Origin of the sequence: Comamonas sp. NLF-1-9, from assembly GCF_019195435.1 — a bacterium.
In the GTDB taxonomy this organism is placed as follows: Bacteria; Pseudomonadota; Gammaproteobacteria; order Burkholderiales; family Burkholderiaceae_C; genus Comamonas_C.
Genome location: NZ_CP078069.1, coordinates 2929044 through 2946308, shown reverse-complemented (window position 1 = coordinate 2946308; position 17265 = coordinate 2929044). Strand labels below are relative to the sequence as shown.

The 17265-nt window shown below is 69.7% G+C and carries 18 protein-coding genes; 11 read left to right on the top strand and 7 right to left on the bottom strand.

The window, feature by feature from the left end; genetic code table 11:
• The first annotated feature begins 51 nt into the window (after positions 1-51).
• Entirely contained in the window at positions 52-762 is a 711-nt protein-coding gene (locus KUD94_RS14245; RefSeq protein ID WP_218237824.1) for an HAD family phosphatase, read from the top strand.
• Here the strand turns inward: KUD94_RS14245 and KUD94_RS14240 are convergent.
• The 4 genes from KUD94_RS14240 to KUD94_RS14225 all read right to left on the bottom strand — a co-directional run bounded on the left by KUD94_RS14240 (position 752) and on the right by KUD94_RS14225 (position 3443).
• The gene (locus tag KUD94_RS14240) at positions 752-1504 is read right to left on the bottom strand and encodes a sulfite exporter TauE/SafE family protein (protein WP_218237823.1); all 753 of its coding nucleotides are present in this window, start codon (positions 1502-1504) and stop codon (positions 752-754) included. The genes KUD94_RS14245 and KUD94_RS14240 overlap by 11 nt on opposite strands.
• A gap of 72 nt (positions 1505-1576) precedes the next feature.
• The gene (gene ybeY / locus KUD94_RS14235; RefSeq protein ID WP_218237822.1) at positions 1577-2038 is read right to left on the bottom strand and encodes an rRNA maturation RNase YbeY; all 462 of its coding nucleotides are present in this window, start codon (positions 2036-2038) and stop codon (positions 1577-1579) included.
• A gap of 55 nt (positions 2039-2093) precedes the next feature.
• Positions 2094-2480 (bottom strand): aspartate 1-decarboxylase, encoded by a 387-nt coding sequence (panD, locus tag KUD94_RS14230; RefSeq protein ID WP_218237821.1) that lies wholly within the window; start codon positions 2478-2480, stop codon positions 2094-2096.
• A 21-nt stretch (positions 2481-2501) separates the two neighbouring features.
• On the bottom strand, positions 2502-3443 hold the full coding sequence (locus KUD94_RS14225) for a PhoH family protein (RefSeq protein ID WP_218237820.1): 942 nt from the start codon (positions 3441-3443) through the stop codon (positions 2502-2504).
• Positions 3444-3490: 47 nt separating this feature from the next.
• Between KUD94_RS14225 and ruvA the strand changes: the two genes are divergently transcribed.
• The 8 genes from ruvA (at position 3491) to KUD94_RS14185 (ending at position 12422) form a co-directional block, all read left to right on the top strand.
• Positions 3491-4063, top strand: coding sequence for a Holliday junction branch migration protein RuvA (gene ruvA, locus KUD94_RS14220; RefSeq protein ID WP_218237819.1), 573 nt, complete (start codon positions 3491-3493; stop codon positions 4061-4063).
• 14 nt (positions 4064-4077) lie between these two features.
• Positions 4078-5628 carry a serine protease gene (locus KUD94_RS14215; RefSeq protein WP_218237818.1) on the top strand — a complete coding sequence of 517 codons (1551 nt, stop codon included), beginning with the start codon at positions 4078-4080 and terminating at the stop codon, positions 5626-5628.
• A gap of 17 nt (positions 5629-5645) precedes the next feature.
• On the top strand, positions 5646-6710 hold the full coding sequence (ruvB, locus tag KUD94_RS14210; RefSeq protein WP_218237817.1) for a Holliday junction branch migration DNA helicase RuvB: 1065 nt from the start codon (positions 5646-5648) through the stop codon (positions 6708-6710).
• 143 nt (positions 6711-6853) lie between these two features.
• Positions 6854-7840: a DctP family TRAP transporter solute-binding subunit gene (locus KUD94_RS14205; protein ID WP_218237816.1), complete on the top strand. Its 987-nt coding sequence runs from the start codon at positions 6854-6856 to the stop codon at positions 7838-7840.
• A 44-nt stretch (positions 7841-7884) separates the two neighbouring features.
• Positions 7885-8373 carry a TRAP transporter small permease gene (locus KUD94_RS14200; protein ID WP_218237815.1) on the top strand — a complete coding sequence of 163 codons (489 nt, stop codon included), beginning with the start codon at positions 7885-7887 and terminating at the stop codon, positions 8371-8373.
• The gene (locus tag KUD94_RS14195) at positions 8370-9674 is read left to right on the top strand and encodes a TRAP transporter large permease (protein ID WP_218237814.1); all 1305 of its coding nucleotides are present in this window, start codon (positions 8370-8372) and stop codon (positions 9672-9674) included. The genes KUD94_RS14200 and KUD94_RS14195 overlap by 4 nt, the downstream gene beginning before the upstream one ends.
• Positions 9675-9723: 49 nt before the next feature.
• A complete protein-coding gene (locus tag KUD94_RS14190; RefSeq protein WP_218237813.1) occupies positions 9724-10698 on the top strand; it encodes a DUF2157 domain-containing protein in 975 nt (324 codons plus the stop codon).
• Positions 10695-12422 (top strand): GDYXXLXY domain-containing protein, encoded by a 1728-nt coding sequence (locus KUD94_RS14185; protein ID WP_218237812.1) that lies wholly within the window; start codon positions 10695-10697, stop codon positions 12420-12422. The genes KUD94_RS14190 and KUD94_RS14185 overlap by 4 nt, the downstream gene beginning before the upstream one ends.
• 74 nt (positions 12423-12496) lie before the next feature.
• Here KUD94_RS14185 and KUD94_RS14180 read toward each other — a convergent pair whose 3' ends face one another.
• A complete protein-coding gene (locus KUD94_RS14180) occupies positions 12497-13363 on the bottom strand; it encodes a lysoplasmalogenase (RefSeq protein WP_218237811.1) in 867 nt (288 codons plus the stop codon).
• Positions 13364-13439: 76 nt separating this feature from the next.
• On the opposite strand from KUD94_RS14180, the gene KUD94_RS14175 reads away from it, so the two are divergent.
• Positions 13440-14927 carry an FAD-linked oxidase C-terminal domain-containing protein gene (locus tag KUD94_RS14175; protein ID WP_218237810.1) on the top strand — a complete coding sequence of 496 codons (1488 nt, stop codon included), beginning with the start codon at positions 13440-13442 and terminating at the stop codon, positions 14925-14927.
• Positions 14928-14989: 62 nt separating this feature from the next.
• Here KUD94_RS14175 and KUD94_RS14170 read toward each other — a convergent pair whose 3' ends face one another.
• Together KUD94_RS14170 and KUD94_RS14165 are read right to left on the bottom strand one after the other, a co-directional pair.
• The gene (locus KUD94_RS14170; protein WP_218237809.1) at positions 14990-15712 is read right to left on the bottom strand and encodes a PhaM family polyhydroxyalkanoate granule multifunctional regulatory protein; all 723 of its coding nucleotides are present in this window, start codon (positions 15710-15712) and stop codon (positions 14990-14992) included.
• Between the two features lie 33 nt (positions 15713-15745).
• A complete protein-coding gene (locus KUD94_RS14165; protein WP_218237808.1) occupies positions 15746-16501 on the bottom strand; it encodes a tyrosine-protein phosphatase in 756 nt (251 codons plus the stop codon).
• Between the two features lie 142 nt (positions 16502-16643).
• Between KUD94_RS14165 and KUD94_RS14160 the strand changes: the two genes are divergently transcribed.
• The gene (locus KUD94_RS14160) at positions 16644-17255 is read left to right on the top strand and encodes a LysE family translocator (protein ID WP_218237807.1); all 612 of its coding nucleotides are present in this window, start codon (positions 16644-16646) and stop codon (positions 17253-17255) included.
• Positions 17256-17265 lie beyond the last annotated feature (10 nt).

The following is a 17265-nucleotide window of genomic DNA, read 5'->3' as shown; positions in this document are numbered from 1 at the left end:
CCCGCGCGCTTCTTTTTTCCAGACCGCGCCCTCGTGCCGCCCTGCCAGACCATGGACACCTGCTTGCCCCCGCCCCGCCGTTTCGACGCCGTGCTGTTCGACTGCGACGGCGTGCTGGTGGACAGCGAAGCCATCACCAACGGCGTGCTCTGCCAGATGCTCAACGAAGCCGGCTGGGCGCTGAGCCCGCAGCAATGCCTGGAGATCTTCATTGGCAAGGCGGTGCGCAGCCAGGCGGCGCTGATCGCCCGCGAAACCGGCAGGCCGCTGACCGATGCCTGGATGGCGCAGTTCTACGCGCGGCGCAACGCCCGCCTGCAGGCCGAGCTGCAGGCGGTGGAGGGCGCGATCGCCGCCGTGCAGGCGGTGCATGGCTTGCTGGGCGGGCGCATCGCCTGCGCCTCGGGGGCCGATCTGGCCAAGGTGCAGATGCAGCTGGCCAAGGTGGGGCTCAGCGGCTACTTCGGCGTGCATGTGTTCAGCGGCCACGATCTGGCGCGCAGCAAGCCCGCGCCCGACGTCTATCTGGCCGCGGCCGCAAGCTTGGGCGTGGCACCCGAGCGCTGTCTGGTGGTGGAGGACACGACGACGGGCGTGCGCGCCGGCGTGGACGCGGGCGCCACCGTGCTCGGCCTGTGCCGCGCGCACGGTGCGGTCAACACCGCGCGGCAATTGCAGGATGCCGGCGTGGCGGACATCATCACCCACATGGCGCAGCTACCCGCATGGCTTGCGCGCCAGCGCAGCGCGCTTACTGCTTGAGGAAGAACAACACCGTCATCACCAGCCCGATGACGACGATGCCCCAGCGCAGCACCGGTGCAGGCAGCTTGCGCGCGCCGCGCGCGCCCAGGTAGCCGCCCAGCGTGGCGGCGACCATCATGATGAAGGCCTCCTTCCACTGCACGATGCCGCCCGCGGCGTAGATGGCCACCGCGATCGCGGTCAGCAGCGTGGAGACGAGGTTCTTGATCGCGTTCATTGCGTTCAGGCGCGTCTGCCCGAGCAGGCCGAAGAGCGCAAGCATCAGAATGCCCATGCCGCCATTGAAATAGCCGCCGTAGCCGGACACCAGCAGCAGCCCTGCCACCGCCTTGGCGCGCGAGGGCTGCGCACCCGCTGCGCGATGGCTGTCGGCCCAGCGGCGCAGCTGCGGGCCGAAGGCGAACATCGCGGTGGCCGCCAGCAGCAGCCAGGGGATGAGGCGGTTGAAGGCGGCGTTGGACGTCACCAGCAGCAGCGCCGCGCCCAGCACGCCGCCCACGAGCGACAGCACGATGACCAGGCGCATGGACAGCCCGGGCGCGGGCTCCATGTCCTCGCGCGAGCCGAAGATGCTGGCCACATAGCCCGGCAGCAGCGCCACCGTGCCGGTCGCGTTGGCAGTGACCGAAGGCACGCCGACGGCGATCAGGGCGGGCAGCGTGAGAAAGCTGCCGCCACCGGCAACGGCGTTCAGCGTGCCGGCGAAAAAGGCGGCGATGAGCAGCAGGGCGATGTCCATGGTGGTGTGGTCTCTGTGGTGCGTCGGTGCGCCGGGCGGGGCTGCGCCGGGTTCAGGCCCCGCGCCAGGCGTTCAGCGGCCGGGCTCCCCATAGGGGTCGGCAAAACCCAGGCGCTGCAGGATGGCGGTTTCGCGCGCTTCCATCGCGCGCGCATCTTCTTCGCCGGTTTCGTGGTCCCAGCCCTGGGCGTGCAGCGTGCCGTGCACCAGCAGGTGCGCATAGTGCTCCTGCAGCGTCTTGTTCTGCTCGCGCGCTTCGCGCTCGACCACCGGGGCGCAGAGCACCAGGTCGGCCAGCACCAGCGGCTGCTGCTGGTAGTCGAAGGTGAGCACGTTGGTCGCGTAGTCCTTGCCGCGGTAGGTGGCGTTGAGCTGGCGGCCTTCGGGCTCGCCGACGATGCGCACCGTGATCTCGGCGTCGGCTTCCAGCGCGTGGCGTATCCAGCGCGCCACCCGGTGCCTTGCGAGCAGCGGGCGGTGCTGCGCGGCGTCGCGGGCAAATTGCAAGGACAGGGCCAGTTGCGCGAGTGGCATTTTTGAAAGAAATAGGGCTCCAGCGCCCGTGGATAAAGCGCGGGCAGCTATGAATTCAGGAATTCATCATCTGCGTCGGCACGCGGTGGCTGAGCGAGACTTGGCGGTTCTTCTCGTCGACGAAGACCAGGCGCGGCTGGTGCGTGGCCACTTCCTCCTGGCTCATCTGGGCAAAGGCCGCGATGATGAGCAGATCGCCCACGCAGGCGCGGCGCGCGGCCGAGCCGTTGACCGACACCATGCCGCTGCCCCGCTCGCCCTTGATGGCGTAGGTGACGAAGCGCTGGCCGCTGTCCACGTTCCAGATGTGCACCTGCTCGTTTTCCAGGATGCCGGCGGCGTCCAGCAGGTCTTCGTCGATGGCGCAGGAGCCCTCGTAGTGCAGGTCGCAGTGCGTGGCGCGTGCGCGGTGAATCTTGGATTTGAGCAGGGTAACAAGCATGGCAAGTAGAAAAAAAACGATTCAGGCGCGCGCCTTGCGTTGCGCGTCGTAGGCGTCGACGATGCGCGCCACCAGCGGGTGGCGCACCACGTCGGCGCTGGTGAAGTGGGTGATGGCAATGCCGGCCACGCGCCTGAGGATACGCTCGGCGTCCACCAGGCCGCTGGTGGCGCCGCGCGGCAGATCGATCTGGCTGACGTCGCCCGTCACCACCGCGCGCGAGCCAAAGCCTATGCGCGTGAGGAACATCTTCATCTGTTCGGGCGTGGTGTTCTGCGCCTCGTCCAGGATTACGAAGGCATTGTTCAGCGTCCTGCCGCGCATGAAAGCCAGCGGCGCAATTTCAAGCTGCGCGCGCTCGAAGGCCTTTTGCACGCGGTCAAACCCCATCAGTTCGTAGAGCGCGTCGTAGAGCGGGCGCAGGTAGGGATCGACCTTCTGCGTCAGGTCGCCCGGCAGAAAGCCCAGGCGCTCGCCCGCCTCCACCGCCGGGCGCGTGAGGACGATGCGCTGCACCGCCTGGCGCTCCAGCGCGTCCACCGCGCAGGCCACGGCCAGATAGGTCTTGCCGGTGCCGGCCGGGCCGATGCCGAAGGTGATGTCGTGGCCGGCGATGCTTTGCAGGTACACGCTCTGGTTGGGCGTGCGCGCCTTCAGGTCGCTGCGCCGCGTGGACAGGCGCAGCGCCCCGTCCTCGTCCTGCGCCAGCGTCACCTCGCTGGCCAGCAGCAGTTGCACCTGCTCGGGCCGCAGCGGGCGCCCGGCCATCTCGTACAGCGCCTGCAATACCTCCATGGCGCGCGTGGCCGCAGCCTTGGGGCCTTCGACCCTGAAGTACTCTTGGCGGTGCGAGATCTTCACCTGCAGCGCCAGTTCGATCTGGCGCAGATGCTCGTCGGCGGGGCCGCACAGGTGCGCCAGGCGCAGATTGCTCAGGGGGGTGAAGGTGTGGCGCAGGATCACGCGGATAATTTCCGGCAGGCGCCGCGCTCAGGCGGCAGAGGATGTGAATGATAGGCAAACTGACGGGCCGGCTGCTCGAGAAGAACCCGCCCGAGGTCTTGGTCGACTGCCACGGCGTGGGCTATGAGGTGCTGGTGCCGATGAGCACCTTCTACAACCTGCCGGCGGCCGGCGAGCCGGTCGCGCTGCTCACCCACTTCATCGTGCGCGAGGACGCACAACTGCTCTACGGCTTTGGCACGGCGGCGGAGCGGCGCACCTTTCGCGAACTGATCAAGGTCAGCGGCGTGGGCCCGCGCACGGCGCTCGCCATCCTTTCGGGCATAGACGCCGCCGACCTGGCCCAGGCGATCACGCTGCAGGAGAGCGCGCGCCTGGTCAAGGTGCCCGGCATAGGCAAAAAGACCGCCGAGCGGCTGCTGCTCGAGCTCAAGGGCAAGCTCGGCGCCGACATCGGCGTGCGCGCCCAGCCGGGCAGCGCGGCCCAGAACGACATCCTGCAGGCGCTGCTGGCGCTGGGCTACAACGACAAGGAAGCGGCCAGCAGCCTCAAGGCCTTGCCGCCCGAGGTGGGCGTGAGCGAAGGCATCAAGCTCGCGCTCAAGGCGCTGGCCAAATGAAGAACGGAGGCTTCATGCACACCCGCACCACACGGCTCGCCCTGCTGGCTTGCCTGCTCGCCCTCGCCGCCTGTGGCGGCGGCAGCTCCGACCCGGCGCCGACCCCGCAGCCGCCCACGCCCGCGCCCGCGCCCGCGCCCACGCCCGCACCCGCGCCCACGCCCGCGCCAGAACCCGTACCCGCACCGGTACCGGTACCGCCGGCGCCGCCGCCCACGGCCGCCGACCGCATCGAACCCTTCGACCCGGGCCTTGGAGCCAAGCAGGCGCCAGTGGCGGCATCGGGCGCGCCCGTGGCTCCGGCGCTGCCCGCGACGGCGCAGATTGCGCAAGTCACGCTGGCGCCGCTCGCGCCCACACCGCCCGCCGTGGCCGACGCGGCTGCGGGCGCGCCGCTGCAGATCGGCACGGGCCGGCGCATCGCGGCGACGGCCAGCGCCGAGCAGACCGCCGCGCTGCTGCACTGGCAAGACAGCGACCGCGGCACGCGCATTGCAGCGCTGCGCTTTGTCGCCCCGGGGGCGCAGGGCCTGCGCCTTGGGCTGCAGCTGCAGGCGCTGCCGGCCGGCGCTCAGGCGTGGTTCATCGGCGCGAGCGGTGAAGCGCAACTGCTCACCGCCGCGCAGTGGCAGGCCCTGGCGGCGCGCAATCTCGCCGCCGGCATGGACGAGCACAGCGCCCGCAGCTACTGGAGCCCAGAGCTCGCCGGCGAGCAGGCCACGCTCGTCCTCGAGATCCCGGCCGATGCGCCCGTTGCCCAGCTGCGCCTGGCGGTGCCGCTGCTCTCGCACACCACGATCACGCCCGCGCAGCAGCTTGGCCTGGCCAAGGCCGCGGGCAGCTGCGAGGCAAGCGTCAGTTGCAGCCCGGAATTCATCGAACAAGGCCGCTCGGTCGCGCGCCTGCGCTACGTGAAGCCCGATGGCCGCGCCTACCAGTGCAGCGGCACGCTGATGAACGACTACGGCTCCAGCGGCACGCCCTGGCTGCTGACCGCGCGCCATTGCATTGCCGACCAGGCGACCGCCTCCACGCTGACTACCGACTGGCTGCTGCGTGCCAGCGCTTGCGGCGCCAGCAGCACTGCGCCCGGGCATGTGCAGCGCAGCGGCGGCGCCACGCTGCTGTATGCCGACGAAGGCACCGACACCAGCTTTCTGCGCCTGAACGACAGCGCGCCGCCCGGCGTGGTCTACGCCGGCTCCTATTTCGGCTCGGGCGCGCTGCCCGGGACCGCCATCTCCGTCGTGCACCACGCCGAAGGCGATCTGCAGCAGCTCAGTCGCGGCATGATCACCGGCTACAGCGTGTGCAACACCAGCGCCAACCTGTGCACCGCGAGCGGGCCTGCGGGCGCTACCTTCCTCGCGGTGAACTGGCAGCAGGGCGTGGTCGAGCCGGGCAGCAGCGGCGCCGCAGCCTTCATCACGCTGGACCAGCGCCGCTATCTGGTAGGGCAGCTCTTTGGCGGCACCTCCAGCTGCAGCAACCCCGCGGGCCGCGACTACTTCGGGCGCTTCGAGCTGAGCTTTGCGCAGGCGCTGCACCGCTGGCTCAAACCCTGACGGACAATGCGCTGCACATGAGCATCCACACCGACGACTTTGCAGCTGCGCCCGCTGCGCCGCTGCGCACGGTTTCCGCGGCGGCGGCCTCGCCGCAGGAAGAGGCGCTGGAGCGCGCGCTGCGCCCCAAACTGCTGGATGAATACGTGGGTCAGACCAAGGCGCGCGAGCAGCTCGAGATCTTCATCGGCGCGGCCAAGAAGCGCGCCGAGGCGCTGGACCACGTGCTGCTGTTCGGCCCGCCGGGCCTGGGCAAGACGACGCTGTCGCACATCATCGCGCACGAGCTCGGGGTGAATCTGCGCCAGACCAGCGGCCCGGTGCTGGAAAAGCCCAAAGACCTGGCGGCGCTGCTCACCAACCTGGAGAGAAACGACGTCCTCTTCATCGACGAGATCCATCGCCTCTCGCCCGTGGTCGAAGAAATCCTCTACCCGGCGCTGGAGGACTACCAGATCGACATCATGATCGGCGAGGGGCCGGCGGCGCGCTCGATCAAGCTGGACCTGCAGCCCTTCACCCTGGTGGGCGCGACCACGCGCGCGGGCATGCTCACCAACCCGCTGCGCGACCGTTTCGGCATCGTCGCGCGGCTGGAGTTCTACACGCCAGAGGAGTTGTCGCGCATCGTCACGCGCAGCAGCGCGCTGATGAACGCGCCGATAGACGCCGACGCGAGCATGGAGATCGCGCGGCGCTCGCGCGGCACGCCGCGCATCGCCAACCGCCTGCTGCGCCGCGTGCGCGACTATGCCGACGTCAAGGGCGACGGGCGCATCACCCAGGACATCGCGCAGCGGGCGCTGGCCATGCTGGACGTGGATCCGCAGGGTTTTGACGTGATGGACCGCAAGCTGCTGGAGGCTGTGGTGCAGCGCTTTGACGGCGGGCCGGTCGGGCTGGACACGATTGCCGCCAACATCGGCGAGGAGCCCGACACCATAGAGGACGTGATCGAGCCCTACCTGATCCAGCAGGGTTACCTGCAGCGCACGCCGCGCGGGCGCGTGGCCACGCTGGCCGCCTGGCGGCATCTGGGCCTGCAGCCTTCGGGCCAGGCGCCCTCGCTGTTCCAGGAATGAGCACCTGTGCGCATGCGCCGCGTCATCGGCACAACGCGCACAGGGGCATCCGGGCGCAGACCGCGTTCTGCTAGCATCGTTTTCCCCATCCGGCGCACCGCGGCCGCATGCGCAAGAACACCCCAATCACCAAGGAGCCAAGCATGAAACTGATATCCCGCGCCTTCACTGCCCTGGCCTGCGCCGCCACCCTGGGCTGGGCTGCCAGCGCCGCCGTCGCCGCGCCCGTGCAAGTCAACATCGGCATCGTCACCGCGCCCTCCTTCGTGCACACGCTGTCGGCGCAGAAGTTCAAGGAAGTGCTGGACAAGGAGCTGCCCGGCAAGTACGAGGTCATCATCCACCACTCGGGCGCGCTCGGCAGCGAAACCCAGGTGCTGCAGCAATTGCAACTGGGCACGGTGCAGATGTGCGTGTGCACCACCGGCCCGGTCGAGGCCTTCGTGCCCGAGATCAAGGCGATCGAGATGCCCTTCCTGTTCAGCTCCTACGAGCAGACGGACAAGGTGCTCGACGGCCCCATAGGCCAGGACTTGCTCGCGCGCTTTGGCAAGGCGGGCCTGGTGGGCATGCACTTTCTGGACAACGGCTTTCGCAACCTGACCAACTCCAAGCGCGCGGTCAAGGAGCCCGAGGACGTCAAGGGCCTGAAGATCCGCACCATGGAGTCGCCCACGCACCTGGCGATCTGGCGCGGCATAGGCGCCAACCCCACGCCCATGGCCTGGCCCATCACCACGCAGCTGCAGCAGGGCGTGCTCGACGGGCAGGAGAACCCGATCTCGGTGATCGCCGCGGCCAAGCTCAGCGAGGTCGGGCAAAAGTATCTGACGCTCACGCGCCACGTGTATTCGGCGCTGGTCTTCGTCGGCAGCAAGCCCTTCTTCGACAAGCTGCCCGCCGCCGACCAGAAAGCCTTCATGGACGCGGCCGCGCAGGCCTCGGCGTTTGGCCGCGCCCAGGTGCGCGACAATGAGGCCAAGGAGCTTGCGGCGCTGCAGACGGCCGGCGTGCAGGTGGTGACGAACCCCGACGTTGCTGCCTTCCGCGCCAGAACGCAGCCGGTCTACGCCTCGCTCACGGGCGACACCAAGACCATCGTCGACAAGATTCTCGCTAGCGAAAAGTGAGCTGTCAGCGCAGGTGTATCAAGGGCTAGAGGCCAATCCTACGCATGAAGCTGCACCAGGCGCTGCGCCGGGCCAGTGACTACGCCAACCGCCTGGTGGAGTGGCTGCTGCTGGTGATCGGCGTGGCGTTTTCGCTCATCCTGTTTGTCCAGGTGGTGGCGCGCTACATGGGCAATTCGCTGAGCTGGTCTGAAGAGGTGGGCCGCTACATGCTGGTGGCCACCAGCTTCCTGGGCGCCACCGTCGCCTACAAGCGCGCCGAATTCATCGGCCTGGCCGGTTTCGGCGCCCGCTTCGGCCCGGTGGTCGAGCGCGCCATCGTGCGCCTGCTGCAATGGCTCACGCTGGCCTGCTTCGGCCTTATCACCTGGTTTGGCGTGGGCTATACGCTCAAGGCCTGGGATCAGACCTCGTCGGCGGTGCAGATGCCAATGTCGCTGCCGATCTCCGTGCTGCCGGTCTCGGCCGCCATCTTCCTGCTGCACGTGCTGGTGGATCTGACCGGCCCGGTCAAGCACGCCCCGTCCACATGATCATCGTCCTGCTCTTCGGGCTGATGTTCTTGCTCATGGCCCTGGGTCTGCCGGTGGCGCTCAGCATCGGGCTGCCGGCCATAGGCCTGATCATCACGCCGGGCGTGTTCCCCGATTCGGTGACGCTGGCGGCGCTCGGCCAGACGGTGGTGCAGCAACTGTTTTCCGGCGTCGATTCCTTTGACCTGCTGGCGGTGCCGCTGTTCATGATTGCCGGCGCCATCATGGAAGTGGGCGGCATCTCGCGCCGCCTGATCGACTTTTGCAACAGCCTGGTGGGCTGGGCGCCGGGCGGGCTGGCGGCGGCGGCCATAGGCGCGTCCATCATCATCGCCGGCATTTCGGGCTCGGCCGCGGCCGACACGGCGGCGATCGGCGCGGTGGTCATTCCCACCATGGTGCGCCAGGGCTATCCGCCGGCCTTTGCCGCGGCCGTGGTGGCGGCGGGCGGGGCCATAGGCATCATCATCCCGCCGTCGATCCCGATGATTCTCTTCGGGTTCATGACCAACATCTCCACCTCGCAGTTGTTCGCCGGCGGCATCCTGGTGGGCGCGCTGCTGGGTTTTTCCTTCATGGCGGTGGCGGTGTTCATCTCCTGGCGCAAGGGCTATGGCGAGCGCCAGCCCTTCACCTGGCGGCAGGTCGGCGCGACCGGGCGCGCGGCGCTGTGGTCCATGGGCGCGCCGGTGATCGTGCTCGGCGGCATCCTGGGCGGCATCGTCACCGTGACCGAAGGCGCGGCGCTGGCGGTGTTCTACGCGCTGCTGGTAGGCACGGTGATCAACCGCGAGCTGTCCTGGCGCGAACTGCCTGGGCTCGTCATCCGCTCGCAGGCGACGGCGGGCAGCATCCTGTTCATCATCGCCATGGCCAAGGTCTTTGGCTGGCTGCTGGCAATGCAGCAAAGCGCGCAGCTGCTCAACACCTTCGTCAATTCGCTGGCGCTGCCGCCCATAGGTCTGCTGCTGCTGGTGATGCTGCTGCTGCTCATCATCGGCTGCGTGATGGAGACCACCGCCGCGCTGCTGCTCGTCGTCCCGGTGCTGGCGCTGCTCACGCCGCAGATGCAGGTCGATCCGGTGCAGTTCGGCGTGCTGGTGGTGGTGAACCTGGCGATCGGCATGCTCACGCCGCCAGTGGGCATCTGCCTGTTCGTCAGTTGCGGCATCGCCCAGGTCAGCCTGGGCAAGATTTCGCGCGCGATCGCGCCACTGGTGCTGGTGTCCATGGTCGATCTGATCATCGCCGCGCTCTGGCCGCCGCTGACCATGTGGCTGCCGACCCTGCTCTATCGCTGAGCCCGGCCGCCCCCCAAAGCCGCGCCGCAGCCCGCTCCCCCCAAGGCCGATGCATACCTTCATTGAAGCGTTGATCCGGCAGCACGCGCTGGACGCCGCGCAGGCCAGGCAGCTGTGGCAGCTCGCGCGGCTGCAGGCGCCGCCAGCGCAGCTGCGCGAGCGGCTGCAACGCGCGCTTGCCGTGGTGGCGGCGTTGCTGCTGGGTGCGGCGCTGATCTTCTGGGTGGCCGCCAACTGGCAGCACATGGCGCTGCAAACCCGCCTCCATCTGCTGGAGGCGGCGGTGCTCGCGCCCGCCTTGCTGCTTGCGCTAATCGCGCGTGCGCACACCGCCTTGCTGCTGCTGGCGACGCTGGCGCTGGGCGCCTTGCTGGCCTTCGTCGGCCAGACCTGGCAGACCGGCGCGGACGCCTGGCAGCTGTTTGCCATCTGGGCGCTGCTGGCCCTGCCCTGGGCGCTGCTCGCGCGCCACGACGGGCTGTGGGCACTGTGGCTGCTGATCGCGGGCGCGGCTCTGTTCGCCTGGTCTGGCGCGCCGCTGGGACTGCAAGTCCTCTGGGCGCCGGACGGCCCCACGCCGCTGCATCGCTATCTGGAACTGCTGCTCTGGGCGGCGCTGTTCCTGCTGCCGCTGGCCTTGCGCGCTGGCGGGCTCATGCGCCAGCCGCGCCCTGCGCTTAGCTGGCCCATCGCCGCGCTGATGGCCCTGAGCGCCTGGAGCGCCGGCGGCATCCTCAACCTGGTGGGCCGCCATACCGACGCGCAGTTCGGGCTGTGCGCGCTGCTCATCGCCGGGGCCTTGCTGCTGGCCTGGCGCCGCCAGCCACGCCAATACGGCGTGCTGGCGCTGGCGCTGATGGCCGCCAACGCCATGGTGCTGAGCACGCTGGGCTGGTGGCTGTTTCAGTTGGGCAACGACTTCGCGGTAGGCCCCATGCTGTTGCTGACACTGGCAGCGGCGGCCAGCACCGGGCTGAGCCTGCGCTGGCTCTACCGCCTGCAAGCCAGGGACGCCCAGGCATGAAGGCGCAGACCCGGCTGCTGCAGCAAGGCGTCGCCCGGGGGCTGCTGCCCGCACAGGCCTTGCAGTCGGCGCAGCAGGAGGCGCAGCCTTCCTGGCTGGTGATGGTGCTGGGCTATCTCGGCGCGAGTCTGGTGGCGGCGCTCGGCCTGGGGGTGCTCGCGCTTTTGTCCTGGGGCGCCATCTTTCGCCTGCCCGGCTCACTGCTGAGCTGTGCGGCCTTCACCGCCGCCGCGCTATACCTGCTGCGCAAGCGAGTCGGCCTGTTTGCCGCGCAGATGGCCTTCAGCCTGCTGATCGTGGGTCAGGTGATGTGGCTGCTGAGCTGGGGCCTGCATTGGTGGACGCAGGGCCGCGCGATGCTTGTCGGGCCGCTGATCGGTCTGCTGGCGCTGCAACTGGGCGCGGCATGGCTGGCGCGCGTGGTCTGGGTGCAGCGCCTGCTGGGCATGGCGGCGGCGTGGACCTTTGTCTTCATTCCGCTGGGGCTGCACGGCGATGGCGAGCTGGTCGACGGCGTGCTCTCGGGCGCGCTGGCAGACGGCGTGAGCCTCAACCTCTGGCTGCTCACAGCCGCCTGGGCCTGGTGGTGCCTGGGGCAGACCCGCATGCGCCCGCGCGCCTGGTCGCTCAGGCTGAGCGCGCTGGCCGATGGCGCCGCGGTGGCCTTGCTGCTGACCGCCCCGCTGCTGATGGCGCTGCAAGGCGTTGGCAATGAGCTGGTCGGCCTGGACGCGCAGTCGCCACTCGAGACCCTGCCGGCGCTGTTCGACTTCAACGGCCGCATCGCGCTGCGCATCCTGCTGGTAGCGGCCAGCGCCGCCTGGCTGCTGGGCCGGCGCCAGGCGGATGCGCAAGCCGCCGCCGAAATGCGCGCGGCCCGCCCGCTGCTGGCCCTGGTCTATGCGCTGCTCCTGCTGGCCTGCTGGGTGCTGCCGGTAGAGACGGCAGCCGTGGTCGGCACCGTGGCACTGGGCACGGGCCGCCCGCGCCTGTTGTGGCTGGCGCTGGCCGTGCTGCTGGTGCAACTGGCGCAGTTTTATTACCTGCTGCAGTGGTCGCTGAGCGACAAAGCCTTGCTGCTGGCGGGCGCGGGCACGCTGCTGGCGCTGGCCGTGGCCGCGCTGTCGCGCAGGCCGGGGCAAAGGCCGCTTGCGCCGCCCCCCCGGAGCGCGGCCAGCACGGGGCGGCGCGGCCGTGCGGCGGCGCTCGCGGCGCTGGCGGCAGCGCTGGTCGCGCTCGCGCTGGTACACCAGGATGCAAGCCGCAAGCAGCAGCTCATCGCCCAGGGGCAAAAAGTCTTCGTCGCGCTCGCGCCGGTCGATCCGCGCTCTCTGCTGCAGGGCGACTACATGGCGCTGAACTTCACCCTGCCCGCCCAGTTGCGCACCCAGCTTGAGCAAGCCGACGCGCGGGGCTGGGCTGCGCGCCGGCAGGCGGTGGCGCGGCTCGGCCCGCAAGGCGTGGCCGAGCTGCAGCGCCTGGCCCGCCCGCACGAACCCCTGGCGGCCGATGAATTGCTGCTGCCGCTGCGCTACCTCAAGGGCCGCTGGACGCTGGTGACCGACGCCTACTTCTTCCCCGAAGGCCAGGCCGAGCGCTTCAGCCGGGCGCGCTACGGCGAGTTTCGGGTGCTGCCCGGCGGCAAGGCCTTGCTTGCGGGGCTGGCGGACGCATCCCTGCAGCCCATCACGGCGCTGCCGCCGCCCGCGCGCAGCAGCAAATAAAAGATCCGCGCGCCCGCCTTGGGCGGCAGAGCGCGGCGCGTCTGCGCAGCGCCGCTCGCAACCGCAAGGCCGCGTCAAGCGCCGGCCTGCTCCGCGCTGCGCAGCACGCCAGCGACGATCAGCAATTGCGCCACGTAATAGCTGGCGAGCACCCACAGCGGCGCCCAGGGCAGGGGCTGCACGAACAGGTCGGTGGCCAGCAAGGTGTCGCTGAACATGAAGCAGCAGGCGCCCAGCGCCACGCACAGCGGCGCCGGCCCGCGCAGCGTCTGCCAGCGCGCCCAGGCCTGCGCCGCCATCAGCGCGATGGCCAGCACGTACACGGCCACTGGCAGACGCAATTCGGGCGGCAGCCCGCCCTGCCACAGGAAGGCGTACACGCCCGCTCCCAGCACCAGCGTGGCCGCGAGCGCTGCGCGCTGGGCCAGCCAGCGGCTGCCGAGGCGAAACAGCGCCAGATAGGCAAGGTGCGCAAGCAGAAAGCTCACGAGGCCCGGGATGAAGCGCTCGGGCAGCATGAGAAAGACATCGCCCGCGAGCGATGCGCCCAGCGCCAGCAGCAGCCAGGCATGCAAGGGATTCAAGACAAAACGGCCGCTTTCCCTTGTCCTGCTTGCGTCAGCAGCTACTGCAGTGATAGCGAACACCATGGCCGCGGGTTTGGCAAGGTAATGCCAGGACGGCAGCGCCAGCGCGCCGGTGGCGGCGGCCAGCGCACCGGCCTGCGCCATCAAGGCCTCCCACAGACCCAGCCCGCCGCGCCATGCCGCGCCCAGGGCCACGAGGCAAGCGAGCAAGGCGGCGCACCAGACGAGCACCCACGGCAGATCGCTGCGCGCGCCCCAGCCCAGTGCCAGCACGGCGGCCGCCGGCATGGGCAGCAGGCACAGCAGCTTGGGGCCGCGCACGATGGTGGAAACGAGGGATGCGGTGGGCTGCATGGCGTGGGCGGCATCGGCCAGGGTGTCGGTCGCGCGATTGTGTGCTGGCGGCGGCGGCTTGCGCTAGAGTTGCCGCATGCAGTCCGAACCCACCCCGGCCGAGCGCGCTGCGCGCCAAAGCGAGGTCGTGCAGGCCCTGGCCACCTGCCTGCCTGCCGACGCGCTGCTCTACCAGCGCGAGGACACCGCCCCCTACGAATGCGACGGCCTCACCGCCTACCGCCAGCGCCCGCTGGTGGTTTGCCTGCCCGAGACCGAAGCGCAGGTGCAAGCCGTGCTGCAAACCTGCCACCGCCTGCGGGTGCCGGTGGTCGCGCGCGGCGCGGGCACGGGCCTGTCGGGCGGCGCACTGCCGCACGCGATGGGCGTGACGCTGTCGCTTGCCCGGTTCAACCGCATCGTGCAGATCGACCCGCTGGCGCGCACCGCGCGCGTGCAGTGCGGCGTGAGGAACCTGGCGATCAGCGAAGCGGCGGCGCGCCACGGCCTGTACTACGCGCCCGACCCTTCCAGCCAGATCGCCTGCAGCATAGGCGGCAACATCGCGGAGAACTCGGGCGGCGTGCACTGCCTGAAATACGGGCTGACGCTGCACAACGTGCTGCGTGTGCGTGGCTATACGGCGGCGGGCGAGCCCGTCGAATTCGGCTCCGAGGCGCTGGACGCGCCGGGCCTGGACCTGCTGGCCGCGGTCATCGGCAGCGAAGGCATGCTGGCCGTCACGCTCGAAGCGACGGTGCGCCTGATTCCCAAGCCGCAGACCGCGCGCTGCATCATGGCAAGCTTTGCCGACGTGCGCGACGCGGGCAACGCAGTGGCCGCGGTGATAGGCGAAGGCATCATCCCGGCGGGCCTGGAGATGATGGACGGCCCGATGACGCGCGCAGTGGAAGACTTCGTGCACGCAGGCTACGACCTCGCGGCCGCCGCCATCTTGCTGTGCGAGAGCGACGGCACGCCCGAGGAGGTAGAGGAAGAAATCGCGCGCATGAGCCAGGTGCTGCGCGCTGCGGGCGCGAGCGCGATTGCGGTGAGCCAGAGCGAAGAAGAGCGCCTGCGCTTCTGGAGCGGGCGCAAGAACGCCTTCCCGGCCAGCGGGCGCATCAGCCCCGACTACATGTGCATGGACTCCACCATTCCGCGCAAGCGCCTGGCCGACATCCTGCTGGCGATTGCCGAGATGGAGAAAAAGTACCGCCTGCGCTGCTGCAACGTATTCCATGCGGGCGACGGCAATCTGCACCCGCTGATCCTGTTCGACGCCAACGACCCCGACGAGCTGCAGCGCGCCGAAGCTTTTGGCGCCGACATCCTGGAAACCAGCGTCGCCATGGGCGGCACCATCACCGGCGAGCACGGCGTGGGCGTGGAAAAGCTCAATTCCATGTGCGTGCAGTTCTCGGCTGCCGAGCGCGCGCAGATGCTGGCGCTCAAGCATGCCTTCGATCCCGAGGGCTTGCTCAACCCCGGCAAGCTCATTCCCACGCTGTCGCGCTGCGCCGAGTACGGCAAGATGCTGGTGCGCGGCGGGCGCCTCGCGCACCCCGATCTGCCGCGCTTTTGAATTATGGGTAAAAAGGGGCTCTAACGCCCGCGCAGCAAGCGCCGGCAGCTATCAAAACAGGTTTATTTGCCCGACTTGCCACCGCTCTTGCGCGCGGCCTTGGCAGGCGCCGCCTTGCTGGTGACCGCGCGCTTGCGCGCCGTGGCCGCCTTCTTGCCGGCGGGCGCGGCCGTCAGCGATGAGGCCATGTCTTGCGCCGCCTTGACGGCACCGGCCGTCATCTGGCGCGAGGCCTCGAGCGCCGCCTGCTGCGCGCTCGCATCGCCCATGGCCTGGCTGGCCAGCTGCTGGAATTGCTGCGTCAGCGCGCCCCACCACTGCAGCGGATCCACGCCGGGCTGCCCGGGCGCAGCCGCATCCGGCTGGGCCGCAGCAGTCGCGGCGGCGCTGCCTTGCTGCGTGGCTTGGGCGGCGGGAGCGGGCGCCGCTTCGGGTACGGGCGCGGGCTCGGGCGTGCTCGGTGCGCCGCCCGCAGCAAAGGCCCCTCGGGCCAGGTCGCTCATCGCCACGTTCATGCCCTGCAGCGTCGCCAGCGTCATGCGCTGCACCTGCAGCGCCTGGATGGTTGCGGTCAGCGCGCTGGCGTTCTGCTCCAGCCAGAACTGCACCGTCTTGAGCTCGCGGATGCGCTGGTCGATCTCGGGCAGGCTCATGGTCGGCGCCACCCAGCCGGCCAGCGGCGGCATGCCCGGCAGGGCGCTGGCCGCGCCTTCCGAGAGCTTTTGCAGAAAGTCGAAACCGGGCACGAAACGCCCGAAGCCGAAGGGGGATGTGTCGCTGCTCATGCTCGCTCCTGAAGTGGCCGCCAGGCCGCCAGCTTAGCGCGCGGGCGGCTGCAGGTACAGCCGGGCCAGTTGCCGACGCGCTGCTTCGCTCAGGCCCAGGCGTTCGCGCAGATAGGTCTGCACGCCGCCATGCTCGCGCTCGATCGCGTCCAGCGCGGCCTGCAGATACTCGGCGCGCACGCCCCAGATCACCGCATGCACCGCGCGGGTGCGCACATCGTCGGCCGGCGCGGGCGGGCGCCGGTAAAGGCGATTGGTCAGCAGGTAGTCGTGCATCACCGTCTCGCGCGGCACACCCAGCGCCAGCAACAGCAGCGCGGCGGCGTAGCCGGTGCGGTCCTTGCCGGCGGTGCAGTGAAACACCAGCGGCGCGCCGTCCTCCAGCAATTGCTCGAAAAAGCCCTTGAGCTGCGGCGCATCGTCGGCCACGAACCCGAGGTAGGTGTCGCGCATCAGGCGATCGGCGTGGGCTTCATCGAGCAGTTCGCCGCGCGCGCTCAGCTCGCGAAAGCGGCGCACCACCGTGGGCTCTATCGGCAGCGCGAGCTGCACCACGCCCGGAAGCGCATAGGCTTGCTGAGCACGCTCGGCCTGACCGCGAAAGTCCACGGCGCGCCCCAGCCCGAGCGCGGCCAGCGCCTGCGCATCCGCAGCCGACAACGCCGCCAGATGGTCGGAGCGAAACAGCCGGCGCCAGCGCACGCGCTGGCCGTCGGCCGCAGCGTAGCCGCCGAGGTCACGGAAGTTGCTGGCGCCCTGCAGCGCCAGCGCGCGGTCGGTTTCGGTCATGCGGCCTGTCATGGGGCTTGTCATGGGACAACTGTATGCGCGCAGGCGGCCGCGGGCTGTCGCACAGGCTCCTGCGCAGGCGCGCGCACCAGTGCGTGCAAGCGTGCCCTAACATCGCGCTTTTTGAAGAGGCGGGACATCGATGTCGCTCAATACCTGGCTGCTCTACCTGCTGGCCAGCATCGGCCTGTCGCTGTCGCCCGGGCCCAATGGCTTGCTGGCGCTCACGCACGGCGCGATGTACGGCCAGCGGCGCACGCTGTTCACCATCGCCGGCGGCGTGCTCGGTTTCGTCGCGGTGATTGCGCTGTCGATGTTCGGCATCGGCGCGCTGATCAGCGCTTCTGCGCGCTGGCTCACGGTGCTCAAATGGGGCGGCGGTCTGTACCTGGTGTGGCTGGGCATCCAGGTCTGGCGCGCGCCGCCGGTCACCGTGGTGGCGTGCGCGCAGCACGGCCAGGGCAATGCGCGGCGCATGTTTGGCCAAGGGGTGCTCTCCGCTACCACCAACCCCAAGGCGCTGCTGTTTTTCACCGCCTTCCTGCCGCAGTTCATGAATGCCGAGCACAGCCTGCTGCTGCAGTTTGCGATTCTGGCGGGCACCTTCGCCGCCACCGAACTGCTGACCGAGTACGTGCTGGCCAGCACCGCGCAGCGCATCAGCCCCTGGCTGGCGCGGGCGGGGCGGCGCTTCAACCGCGCCTGCGGTGGAGTGTTCGTGGCTCTGGGGGCGCTGCTGCCGCTGCGCGGCTAGCGGCGGCGCG